This is a genomic window from Hydrogenophaga sp. (genome assembly GCF_051007235.1).
Lineage (GTDB): Bacteria > Pseudomonadota > Gammaproteobacteria > Burkholderiales > Burkholderiaceae_C > Hydrogenophaga.
In genome coordinates, this window is sequence record NZ_JBPCSJ010000012.1 from 1 (window position 1) to 11,948 (window position 11,948).

At 67.4% G+C, this 11,948-nt stretch carries 10 protein-coding genes; 6 read left to right on the top strand and 4 right to left on the bottom strand.

The annotated features are described in order from the left end of the window. The 3 genes from ACR2JA_RS00340 to ACR2JA_RS00350 form a co-directional block, all read right to left on the bottom strand. On the bottom strand, positions 1–647 hold a 647-nt coding region (locus ACR2JA_RS00340), incomplete at its 3' end, for a branched-chain amino acid ABC transporter substrate-binding protein (RefSeq protein WP_434007150.1). A gap of 198 nt (positions 648–845) precedes the next feature. After that, positions 846–1,289, bottom strand: a complete 444-nt coding sequence (locus tag ACR2JA_RS00345) for a DNA polymerase III subunit chi (RefSeq protein ID WP_434007151.1) — start codon at positions 1,287–1,289, stop codon at positions 846–848. A gap of 29 nt (positions 1,290–1,318) precedes the next feature. Beyond that, on the bottom strand, positions 1,319–2,818 hold the full coding sequence (locus tag ACR2JA_RS00350; protein ID WP_434007159.1) for a leucyl aminopeptidase: 1,500 nt from the start codon (positions 2,816–2,818) through the stop codon (positions 1,319–1,321). Between the two features lie 28 nt (positions 2,819–2,846). On the opposite strand from ACR2JA_RS00350, the gene lptF reads away from it, so the two are divergent. The 6 genes from lptF to ACR2JA_RS00380 all read left to right on the top strand — a co-directional run bounded on the left by lptF (position 2,847) and on the right by ACR2JA_RS00380 (position 8,717). Beyond that, complete coding sequence (gene lptF / locus ACR2JA_RS00355) at positions 2,847–3,971, top strand: LPS export ABC transporter permease LptF (protein ID WP_434007152.1); 1,125 nt, start codon at positions 2,847–2,849, stop codon at positions 3,969–3,971. Continuing rightward, on the top strand, positions 3,968–5,086 hold the full coding sequence (gene lptG / locus ACR2JA_RS00360; protein ID WP_434007153.1) for an LPS export ABC transporter permease LptG: 1,119 nt from the start codon (positions 3,968–3,970) through the stop codon (positions 5,084–5,086). The genes lptF and lptG overlap by 4 nt, the downstream gene beginning before the upstream one ends. A gap of 4 nt (positions 5,087–5,090) precedes the next feature. Continuing rightward, entirely contained in the window at positions 5,091–5,459 is a 369-nt protein-coding gene (locus ACR2JA_RS00365) for a sirohydrochlorin chelatase (RefSeq protein ID WP_434007154.1), read from the top strand. Beyond that, positions 5,456–6,400 carry a CysB family HTH-type transcriptional regulator gene (locus tag ACR2JA_RS00370; RefSeq protein ID WP_434007155.1) on the top strand — a complete coding sequence of 315 codons (945 nt, stop codon included), beginning with the start codon at positions 5,456–5,458 and terminating at the stop codon, positions 6,398–6,400. Before ACR2JA_RS00365 ends, ACR2JA_RS00370 begins: the two co-directional genes overlap by 4 nt. Positions 6,401–6,414: 14 nt before the next feature. Then, a complete protein-coding gene (locus tag ACR2JA_RS00375; protein WP_434007156.1) occupies positions 6,415–7,596 on the top strand; it encodes a pyridoxal phosphate-dependent aminotransferase in 1,182 nt (393 codons plus the stop codon). A 164-nt stretch (positions 7,597–7,760) separates the two neighbouring features. Continuing rightward, complete coding sequence (locus tag ACR2JA_RS00380) at positions 7,761–8,717, top strand: FecR family protein (RefSeq protein ID WP_434007157.1); 957 nt, start codon at positions 7,761–7,763, stop codon at positions 8,715–8,717. 15 nt (positions 8,718–8,732) lie between these two features. Here ACR2JA_RS00380 and hrpA read toward each other — a convergent pair. Continuing rightward, a partial coding sequence (gene hrpA / locus ACR2JA_RS00385; RefSeq protein WP_434007158.1) for an ATP-dependent RNA helicase HrpA occupies positions 8,733–11,948 on the bottom strand: 3,216 nt, incomplete at its 5' end.

Here is an 11,948-nt window from a genome sequence, read left to right on the forward strand (position 1 = left end):
CCGCCAGCAGCGGTCACGCCCTTTTCGAACTCGTCGGCAACGCCCTGGCCGTAGGCCGTGCGGTCGTCGATAACGGCGATGCTCTTGCCCTTGAGCGACTCCACAGCGTACTTGCCCAGGGTGCCACCCAGGTGCACGTCATCCGCCACGACGCGGAAGGCGCCAGCGTAGCCCTGACGGGTGTACTTGGGGTTGGTGGCCGAGGGGGAGATCTGGGGGATGCCAGCGTCGTTGTAGATCTGCGAGGCGGGGATGGTGGTACCCGAGTTCAGGTGACCGATCACGCCGTTGACCTTGGCGTCGACCAGCTTCTGGGCGGCGGCGGTGCCTTGCTTCGGATCGCCCGCGTCGTCTTCGGCCAGCAGCTCGAACTTGGCCGGCTTGCCACCGATGGTCAGGTTGGCAGCGTTCAGCTCTTCGATGGCCATACGGGCACCGTTTTCGTTGTCCTTGCCGAGGTGGGCGATGCCACCGCTGGTGGGACCGACGTGACCGATCTTGATGACGCCGTCAGCAGCCGGAGCAGGAGCGGCCGCAGGAGCGGGTGCAGCTGCCGGAGCGGCAGCGGGTGCAGCCTCTTCTTTTTTGCCGCAAGCGGCCAGGGCGACAGCCGCTGCGATGACGGCCAGTTTCAGGTTCAGTTGCATAGATATCCTCGGAAAGGAATGAAGTTTGAATTGCGGAGGGAACTTTTTTCTCCACGCCCATAAAGATACTCCAAAAAAATGGGAACCATGCGCCAGCCCCAGCGCTGGAGCGGGATAGCAAGGGTTTGCCTGTAGCAACATCAGTGCAGCGAATGCACCATTAGCGCCGCAACAGCAGCGCACGCGCCAAGCCACCCGTCAGGCGCGGGCGGAGCTGGAGGCGCTGAGGTCAAGGTGCTGGGGCTCGAGACCCGCGGCCTTGTAGTGTTTCCAGCGTTCACGGGCGAGCGAACGCACGGGCGGCTCGGCTGTGACCACCTCGATCACGCGGGCAAACCGCTGAAAACCCTCGGGCAGCGCGTCACTCAGGTTGACCAGCACATGGTCGTCCCCGTCGGGTACGGTCACGTGACTGCCGATCACGATGGGTGAGCGGGCCCGCAGGGGCTCGGGGGCGTCGCTGTGGCAGTGCGGCACGAACTCTACCCCCGTCATGAGCCAGAGCTGCTGGTCCAGCGCAGCCGCCAGCGGAGGATCGGCCAGCACCTGCAGGTGTGCGCCCTTGAGGTAGGCCTTGCGCAGCAGCCGGCAGGCGTAGCCCAGCCGGTCGGGCGCATTGAAATGGAAGGCCACCTCGGTCATGTCGGGCGCACGGCTGTCAACGCGGGCTTTCAGGCCTTGGCCTTGCGAGCGGCCGTGGGCTTGGCGGCCCGCGGCGCCACCGACTGGTCCAGCAGGTACTGCACCAGCAGCGGCACCGGGCGACCGGTGGAGCCTTTGGCAGCACCGCTCTTCCAGGCCGAGCCGGCGATGTCCAGGTGGGCCCAGGCCAGCTCGCCAGTGAACTTCTGCAGGAACTTGGCAGCGGTGATGGAACCGCCAGCGCGACCGGCCACATTGCCCATGTCGGCGAAGTTGGACTTGAGGCCTTCGGCGTACTCGTCGTCCAGCGGCATGCGCCAGCACAGGTCTTGCGAATGCTCGCCCGCAGCGTGCAGCGCCTGGGCCAGCGCATCGTCGCCCGAAAACAACCCCGAACGCAGGGCACCGAGCGCGATCACGCAGGCACCTGTGAGCGTGGCGATGTCCACCACGGCGCGGGGTTTGAAGCGTGCGGCGTATGTCAGCGCATCGCACAGGATGAGGCGGCCTTCGGCATCGGTGTTGAGGATCTCGATGGTCTGACCGCTCATGCTGGTGACCACATCGCCCGGCTTGACGGCCAGTCCGTCGGGCATGTTCTCGCAGCTGGGGATCAGGCCCACCACGTTGATGGACGGCTGCAATTCGGCCAGCGCAGCAAAGGTGCCCAGCACGCTGGCCGCGCCACCCATGTCGAACTTCATCTCGTCCATTTCGGCGGCGGGCTTGATGGAGATGCCGCCGGTGTCGAAGGTGATGCCCTTGCCCACCAGCACCACCGGCGCCTCGGTTTTGGCCGCGCCGTTGTAACGCAGCACGATGAAGCGCAGCGGCTCGGCGGAGCCCTGGGCCACGGCCATGAAGGCGCCCATCTTGAGCGCGGCCACCTCTTTGAGACCAAGCACCTCAGTCTTGATGTTGGGCTTGCGGCCCAGCGCGCGCGCAGCGTCGGCCAGCAGGCTGGGCGTGGCGTGGTTAGCGGGGCGGTTGGCCCATTCCTTGGCCATTTCCACACCGGTGACCATGGCCTTGCCAGCGGCAAAACCACTGCGCACCGCATCGGCCGTGGCCACGCCCACGGTCACGCGCTGCAGGTGGCGGGCCTTGGCGGTCGGCTTGGTGTGGGTGTAGACGTAGGTTGCATCGGCGCAGGCCATCAGCGCCGCTTGCACGGCGTTGCCGCTGTCGGGCAGGAGGCTCATCACCAGACCGAGCTTTTTGACCTGTGGCAGCTTGAGGCTGGCCATGCCGGCCGCCACCGCCTTGCGCACCGAGGCCGCAGACGCGTCACCGGCGCGCGCGAGCACCACACGCGCGGCCTTGAACCCGGCTGGCCGGTAGCAGGCCAGGCACTTGCCCGCGCCGATGTCCAGGTCGCCGTGCTGCACCGCGTTGGCGATCAGGTCGAGCAGCGCCAATGCGGCTTTGCCGGTGGTCTTGGGCAGGCTGTCGGGCACGAGCACGAGCAGGGCATCGACCGCCAGCGAGGCGGCCTGTTCAGCGGTCAGGGATTTGAGTTCGAAGTCCATAATTGCGGTTTCCGAATAAGTGCAGTCGATGTTATTCCATTCTTCCATTCGCAGAGAGCTGGCACGCAGCTTCGGCGCGACCCTGGTGGTGCTGTTCACCATCGTGCTGACCATGCTGCTGATCCGTACGCTGGGCCTGGCATCGCGCGGCAGCGTCAACCCGGAAGAAATCATGCTGGTGCTGGGCTACACGGTGCTGGGCCGCATGCCCACGATCCTCACGCTGGCCCTGTTCATTTCCATCGTGTTCACGCTGGCGCGCATGTACCGCGACAGCGAAATGATCATCTGGCTGGCCAGCGGTCGCTCGCTCGGGGGGTTTCTGGCGCCGGTGTTCCGTTTCGCCTGGCCGGTGTTGCTGGTGATCACCCTCATGACGCTGTTCGTGTGGCCCTGGGCCAACCAGCAGACCGACGAGCTGCGCGGTCGCTTCGAGCGGCGCGGCGATCTTGAACGCGTGGCGCCCGGGCAGTTCCAGGAATCGTCCAGCGGGCGGCGCGTGTTCTTCATCGACAAGGACACGGCCGACGGCACGGAGGGCCGCAACATCTTCATCTCCAGCAAAGAGTCCGACGGCCGCGAAACCATCACATCGGCGCGCTCGGGCCGCATCGAATGGAAGGGCGACCAGCAGATGCTGGTGCTCAACAACGGCCAGCGCCTGGAAACCGCGGCCGATGGCAAGAGCCTCAAGGTCAGCGAGTTTGAAACCTACGCCACACAGGTGGGCTCCGCGGCGCTCGTCACGGGAGCCCGGACCAGCCTGAAGTCCAAGTCCAGCTGGGAACTCGCCCAGCAACCGGACAACGCCAACCTCAGCGAGCTGGGCTGGCGGATCGGCATGGCGCTCACCGCCATCAACTTCGTGCTCATCGCACTGGCCACCACCACCGGCAACCCGCGCGCCGGGCGAGGTGGCAACCTATTCTTCACCCTGTTCGCCTTCGTGTTCTATTACAACCTGCTCAACCTGGGCCAAAGCTGGATCGCCTCCGGCCTGGTGGGCCTGCTGCCGTTCATGCTGATGCTGCACGGCAGCGTGTTCGTGCTGTCCCTGCTGTGGCTGGCCAAGCGGCACCTCAACCTGAGCCTGCGTGGCTGGTGGGCTGCCCAGCGCCACCGCGGTCGCACCGTGCCAGCGAGCGCCGCATGAAAACCATCCGCCGTCTGATCTATGGCGAGGTGTTCGTGGCCGTCGGCTTCGTGCTGGTGGCCTTCCTCTCGCTGTTTTTTTTCTTCGACTTCGTGGACGAGCTACCGGCACTGGGCAAGGCCTCGCCGCTGGACAAGTCGCTCGTCTACGGCCTGCCCCAGGCGCTGATGTACGTGGGCCTGCTCATGCCCAGCCGCATTTATGAGCTGCTGCCCATTTCGGTGCTGATCGGATCGGTGTTCGTGCTGGCGCGCCTGGCCCAGGGGTCGGAATACACCATCCTGCGCACCAGCGGTCTGGGGCCGTGGCGCGCGCTGCGCAGCCTGCTGGGGCTGGGTGCCATTTTTGTGGTGCTGACCTTTGCGCTGGGCGACTACGTGGCCCCTCTGGCCGACAAGACCGGTCAACTGCTCAAGGCGCGCTACCAGGGCCACATCAGCCTGGGCCAGACCGGGGCCTGGCTCAAGGAACGGCAGACCTACAGCAACTTCTCGGTCAACGTGGGCGCGCTCACGCCGCAAGGAGGCCTGAGCCAGGTAAGGGTGTTCGAGTTCGACAACCAGGGTTTTCTGGTGTCGACGTTGCAGGCCGAGGGCGGGCAGATCGAGGAAGACGAGTCCTGGACGCTGACCCAGGTGCAGCGGCGCGAATTCGACACCGCAGGACTCGAATCGGCCCGCATCGTCAGAAGCCAGCTGGAGAGCCTGCGCTGGCCCAGCAGCATCACCACCGAGATGGTGTCGGCCGCCCTGCTCAAGCCCGACCGCATGCGCACGGCAGATCTGTACACCTACATCCGCCACCTGGAGGCCAACGGCCAGACGGCGCAGCGCTACGAAATCGAGTTCTGGCGCAAGGTGTTCTATCCGCTGTCCTGCCTGGTGATGGTGGTGCTGGCCCTGCCCTTTGCCTACCTGCACTTCCGCTCGGGCAGCATCACGGCGTATGTGTTCGGCGGCGTCATGGCCGGTATCAGTTTCTTCCTGCTCAACAACGTGTTCGGTTACATCGGCAACCTGAACCAGTGGCAGCCCTGGCTGGCGGCGGCGTCGCCGGCCCTCATTTATTCGGTGGTTTCGCTCGGCGCTTTCGGGTGGCTGGTGCTCAGGAGATGACAACATGCTCGGTGTGATCGTTTTTGCGCACGGTTCGCGCGACCCGCTCTGGCGCCTGCCGGTGGAGGCCGTGGCCCGGCGCATCGCCCAGGCCGACCCGCAAGCCCGCGTGGCCTGTGCCTACCTGGAGCTCAGCGAGCCCGACCTGCCCAGCGCAGCGGCTGCCCTGATCGACGGCGGTGCGACCCACCTGCGCGTGCTGCCGCTGTTCTTCGGCATGGGCAAACACGCCCGTGAAGACCTGCCGGTGCTCATGCAGCAAATGGCCGCGCAACACCCGGGCGTGCATTGCGAATGCCTGCCCGCCGCCGGCGAAGACCCGCGGCTGGCCGAATTGCTGGCGCAGATCGCGCTGGAAAAGACCCCCGCATGAACCTGCACCAGTTCCGTTTCGTCCAGGAGGCGGTGCGCCGCAACCTGAACCTGACCGAGGCCGCCAAGGCGCTGCACACCTCGCAGCCGGGGGTGTCCAAGGCCATCATCGAGCTTGAAGACGAGCTGGGCATCGAGATCTTCGCCCGGCATGGCAAGCGCATCAAGCGTGTGACCGAGCCCGGCCAGCAGGTGCTCAAAAGCATCGAAGTCATCCTGCGCGAGGTCAACAACCTCAAGCGCATCGGCGAGCAGTATTCGGCCCAGGACAGCGGCACGCTGTCGATCGCCACCACGCACACCCAGGCGCGCTACGTGCTGCCCGGCCCGGTGGCGGCGCTGCGCCAGGCCTACCCCAAGGTCGCCGTCAGCCTGCACCAGGGCTCGCCCGACCAGGTGGCCAAGATGCTGATCGAGGAAACCGCCGAGATCGGCATGGCCACCGAGTCGCTGGTGAACTACCCCGAGCTGGTCACCCTGCCCTGCTACGAATGGCAGCACGTGCTGGTGCTGCCCTTTGACCACCCGCTGGCGCAGCGCGAGCGCATTTCGCTGGAGGACCTGGCCCAGGTGCCGCTGGTGACCTACCACCCCAGCTTCACCGGCCGCACGCGCATCGACCAGGCCTTCGCCCTGCGCCACCTGCAGCCCAACATCGTGCTCGAAGCGATCGACTCGGACGTGATCAAGACCTACGTTAAGCTCGGCATGGGTGTGGGCATCGTGGCCGAGATGGCCATGCAGGGCGAGAACGCCACGCCCGACCTCGTGGCCCGCCCCGCGGCCCAGCTGTTCGGCCACAACCTGGCGCGTGTGGCCTTCAAGCGCGGCACCTACCTGCGGCATTTCGTGTTGCGTTTTGCCGAACTGCTGAGCGACCGACTCAGCCGCGACCTGATCCTGCAGGCCATGGCCGGTGAGGGCCACCATTTCGACATCTGATGTTTCCGCTCCGCATGAACACCGCACCGTTGCCCCGCACCCCCGCCCCCACCTCCCGCCTGCCCGCCGTGGGCACGACCATCTTCACCGTCATGTCGGCCCTGGCGGCCGAGGTCGGTGCGGTCAACCTGGGCCAGGGCTTCCCGGACTTCGATTGCGACCCGGCGCTGGTCAATGCCGTGACCCGCGCCATGCAGGCCGGCCACAACCAGTACCCGCCCATGCCCGGCGTGCCCGCGCTGCGGCAGGCCATGGCCGCGAAGATGCAAGCGCTGTACGGCCTGCACTGCGACGCGAACACCGAGATCACCGTCACCGCCGGCGCCACCCAGGCCATCCTGACCGCCATCCTGGCGGTGGTGCACCCGGGTGACGAGGTCATCGTGCTCGAGCCCTGTTACGACAGCTACGTGCCCAACATCGAACTGGCCGGTGGCAAGGTGGTTCGCGTGCCGCTGGTGCCGGGCAGCTTCCGGCCCGACTTCGACGCCATCGCCGCCGCCATCACGCCGCGCACCCGTGCGCTGATCATCAACAGCCCGCACAACCCCAGCGGCCAGGTCTGGACCGAGGCCGACATGCGCCGCCTTGACGAACTGCTGGCCCCCACCGACGTGCTGCTGATCAGCGACGAGGTGTACGAGCACATGGTGTTCGACGGCCAGCAGCACCAGAGCGCCGCGCGCTTCCCCGGCCTGGCCGCGCGGGCCTTCATCGTCAGCAGCTTCGGCAAAACCTACCACGTCACCGGCTGGAAGGTCGGCACCGTGGTGGCACCGGCGCCGCTGACGGCCGAATTCCGCAAGGTGCACCAGTTCAATGTGTTCACCGTCAACACGCCCATGCAGCACGCGCTGGCCGCCTACATGTCAGACCCGGCGCCCTACCTGCAACTCAGCGCCTTCTACCAGCGCAAGCGCGATCTGTTCCGCGACGGTCTGGCCGCCACGCGCTTTCGCCTGCTGCCCGGTCAGGGCACCTACTTCCAGTGCGTGGGCATCGAAGACCTGGCCGTGCCCGAGAGGCACCTGCCCGAGGGCGAGTTCTGCCAGTGGCTCACCCGCGAGGTGGGTGTGGCCGCCATTCCGCTGTCTGCCTTCTACGGCAACGGCTTCGACCAGAAAGTGGTGCGCTTCTGCTTTGCCAAGAAGGACGAGACGCTGAAGGCCGCGCTGGAGCGGCTGGCACGGCTGTGAACCGGCGCCCAGGCGCCAATTCCGTCACGACGTCCTGTCTTTTGGGCGGAACACCCGCATCCACCCACCCTCTTGTTGCGTAGTCCGTTCGTCCAGCGGCATCAATTGCCCGGACCTCGTGCCGATACAGCGGTATGGCAGAACCCAACGCACCAGGAGTCCCGATGGCCCGTCACGCCCGTTCCACCGTCCTATCCGCCCCGCGCCGCCGCTGGCTGGGCTGGTCTCTGACCACTCTGGCACTGGCCGGTGCCGCCACCTGGATGGCCCCGCGCACCGCCCACGCGGCCCCCGCGCCCACCGAAGTGCAGGCCGTGCAGCTGCCCGCCTGGGTCGAGCGGCATGGCCAGCGCCGGCCGGCCCAGCCCGGCATCCAGCTGCGCAGCGGCGACAAGGCCCTGACCGCCAGCGGCGCCCGCATGCTGCTGCGCCTGCCCGACCGCAGCGAGGTCAAGCTCGGCGAAGCCACCGAACTGGTGATCGAACGCATGGACGTCACCACCCGCGGGGTCGCGCGCCCGCAGCAGATCGACTCGTCGCTGCGCCTGGTGACCGGCGTCTTCCGTTACGCCACCGACCTGGCCAGCAAGCTCGCCGGGAACCAGCGCCAGCTGAACCTGAAGATGGCGACCGCCACCGTCGGCATCCGCGGCACCGACTTCTGGAGCATGACCGACGCCGATCACGATGCGGTGTGCGTGTTCGAAGGCAAAGTGGCCGTGCAGCGCGATGCCCAGCCCGAGATCCGCCTGGACAAGCCCGGTGCGTTCTGGGTGACCTTCACCGGACAACCCGAGAAGCCCGCCGGCCAGGCCACACCCGACCAGCTGGCCAAGTTCATCGGCCAGGCCGACCTGAGCCCCGGCAGCGGCGTGCTGGTGCAGGGCGGGCGCTGGCGCGCGGTGCTGGCGCTGACCAACACCTCGGTGCAGGCCGGCGCCTTGCGCGACCAGCTCACGGCCCAAGGCTACCCGGCCGAGGTGCTGCCCAAGGACGGCAAATTCGAGGTGCGGATCAATCAGTTCGCCACCGAACAGGACGCACGCGCCGTGGTCGACCGCCTGAGCGCACAAGCCGACCTCAAGCTCAAGGACGCCCGCGTGGCCCTGGCCGCGCCGTGATGGCGTCAGGGCTGCTCAGCTGTTGAGCTGGGTCCAGGCCTTGTCGATGCGTTTGACGCTCACCGGCTGCGGGGTGCGCAGTTCCTGCGCGAAGAAGCTCACGCGCAGTTCTTCCAGCAACCAGCGCACCTCTTGCAGGCGCGCATCCTGCACACCCTTGCGTTCGGCCACCAGGCGCCAGAAGCGCTGGTCCTGCGGGCGCAGTTCGGCGAACTTGGCGGCGTCGCGTGCCGGGTCGCTGCGCAGCTTGTCCAGCCGCAACTGAACCGCCTTGAGGTAGCGCGGGAAGTGCTGCAGCTGGGCGTAGGGTGTGGCGCTGAGGAAGTGCTTGGGCACCAAGCGCTGCAGTTGCTGCTGCACATCGGTGGCCACGTCGGCCGGTGGTTTGCTGTCCTTGAGCTTGCGGGCCGCCGCGGCGTGTTCGGTCAGGATGGTGCCGGCCTGGCGGGCGATTTCGTTGGCGATCAGGGTCAGGCGCCCTCGTCCCTCGTCCAGCCTCGCCTTGAAAGCGGCGGCATCGGTGGGCAGCGGCTCGGTCAGGAAGGCGCGGTCCAGGGCCAGATCGAGGATCTGGTGCTTCAGCTCTTCCAGCGTTCCTCCACCGCCACCACCGTCGGTCTTGCCGACGTTCATGTACGCCACGCCCATGGCCTGCAGGCCGGGCAGGTTCTTTTCCAGGTACTTCAGAGCGTCCTTGATCTGCAGCGCGAACAGGCGGCGCAGGCCGGCGCGGTGGCGCCATTGCGCGAGTTCAGGCTCATCGAACACCTCGATGCGCACCGCATCCCCGTCGTCGATCAGCGCTGGGAAACCGATCAGCGTCTGGCCGCCCTTGCGGATCTCCATCAGCTCGGGGAGCTCGCCGAAGTCCCAGCTGGTGTGGCGCTGGTCGGCGGTGGCTGCGGGCGGTGGCGGTGACTTGGCCGGTGCTGCCACGCGGCGGGCGCCATCGGCCGCAGCGGGCGCAGCGACGGGTGCCGGTGCAGCGGGGGGCGCGCCCGCGATGTCCTTGAGCTTGAGCGAGGCCAGCGCCTGGAAGGCGCCGCGTGCCTGGCTGCCCAGCTCGGCCTTGAGCGCGCCGAGGTTGCGGCCCTGCCCCAGCTGGCGGCCGTGTTCGTCCACCACGCGCAGGTGCATGAAGTGGTGGGCCGGCAGCATGTCGACCTTGATGTCGTTGCGCTGCACCGGCAGCTGGGTCGCGTCGCGCACCAGTTTGAGCAGCGCGTCCATCAGGCTCCCGCTGCCAAAGGTCTCGGGCTGGCACAGCGCCTCGGTCATCTTCTCGGCCGTGGCCGGCAGCGGCACCAGCCGCGAGCGCGGCCGCTGGTGCAGGGTCTTGAGCAGGGCCTGCACCTTGTCCTTGAGCATGACGGGCACCAGCCAGTCGCAGCGGTCTTCGCTGACCTGGTTGAGCGCGAAGATCGGCACCGTCACGCTCACGCCGTCGCGCGGGTCGCCCGGTTCGTGCAGGTAGGCCACGGCGCAGTCCACACCGCCCAGGCGCAGCGTCTTGGGGAAGGCCTGGGTGGTGATGCCAGCAGCCTCGTGGCGCATCAGCTCTTCGCGCGTCAGGAACAACAGTTTCGGGTTCTCACGGCTGTGGTCCCGGTACCAGCGTTCAAACGCCGCGCCGTTGCACACGTCGGCCGGCAGCTGCTGGTCGTAGAACGCGTAGATCAGCTCGTCGTCCACCAGCACGTCCTGCCGGCGCGCCTTGTGTTCCAGCTCCTGCACCTCGCGCACGGTGCGTCGGTTGGCGGCCAGGAAGGGCAGCTTGCTGTCCCAGGTGTCCTCGTGCAGGTGCCCCACCAGGGCTTCGCGGATGAAGATCTCGCGCGCGCCAGCCGGGTCCACCTTGCTGTAGTCCACCCGACGCTGGTGGTAGACCACCAGGCCGTACAGCGTGGCGCGCTCCAGCGCCGAGACGCGGGCGGCCTTCTTTTCCCAGTGCGGGTCCAGCATCTGCTTCTTGAGCAGGTGCTGGCCGACTTGTTCCAGCCACTGCGGCTCGATGTTGGCGATGCCACGGCCGAACAGGCGCGCGGTCTCCACCAGCTCGGCGCAGACGATCCAGCGGCCGGGCTTCTTGCTCAGGTTGGCGCCCGGGTGGCGGTGGAACTTGATGCCGCGAGCGCCCAGGTACCAGTCTTCGGTGTCGTTCTTCTGGCCGATGTTGCCCAGAAGGCCGGCGAGCATGGACAGATGCAGTTGCTCATAGCTGGCGGGCGCGGTGTTCAGGACCCACTTGTGCTCGGCCACCACGGTGTGCAGCTGCGAATGGATGTCGCGCCATTCGCGCACGCGGCGCACGTTGATGTAGTTCTCGCGCAGCAGGTTTTCGTACTGGCGGTGGCTGAGCTTGTGGTCGGTCCCGTGGCCGCCCTTGCTGTCATCCAGCCACTTCCAGAGCTTGAGCGTGCCGGTGAACTCGCTCTTCTCGTCGTCGAACTTCTTGTGCGCCTGGTCGGCCTGGGTCTGTTTCTCCAGCGGGCGGTCGCGTACGTCCTGCAGGCTCAGGGCGGAAGCGATGACCAGCACCTCGTCCAGCGCGCCGCGCTGTTGCGCTTCGAGCAGGATGCGGCCCACGCGCGGATCCAGCGGCAGGCGGCTGAGGGTCTGGCCGATGCGGGTGAGCTCGTTCGCCTCGTCCACCGCGCCCAGTTCGGACAGCAGCTGGTAGCCGTCGGTGATGGCGCGGCGCTGCGGCGCCTCCAAGAACGCGAAGTCTTCCACCGCGCCCAGGTGCAGCGCCTTCATGCGCAGGATCACGCCCGCCAGCGAGCTGCGCAGGATCTCGGGGTCGGTGAACTTCGGGCGGCCGTTGAACCCCGCCTCGTCGTACAGGCGGATGCAGATGCCATCGGCCACGCGGCCGCAACGGCCTGCGCGCTGGTTGGCTGCCGCCTGGCTGATGGGCTCGATCAGCAGCTGCTCCACCTTCTGGCGGAAGCTGTAACGCTTGACCCGCGCCGTGCCGGCGTCGATCACGAAGCGGATGCCCGGCACCGTCAGCGAGGTCTCGGCGACGTTGGTCGAGAGCACGATGCGGCGCTGACCGTGCGGCTGGAAGATGCGGTCCTGCTCGGCCTGCGACAGGCGTGCGAACAGCGGCAACACCTCGGCGTTGCGCAGCGCGGGCTGGTGCGCCAGGTGCTTGCGCAGGTGGTCGGCGGCCTCGCGGATCTCGCGCTCGCCCGGCAGGAAGACCAGGATGTCCCCGCCCTGCCCTGC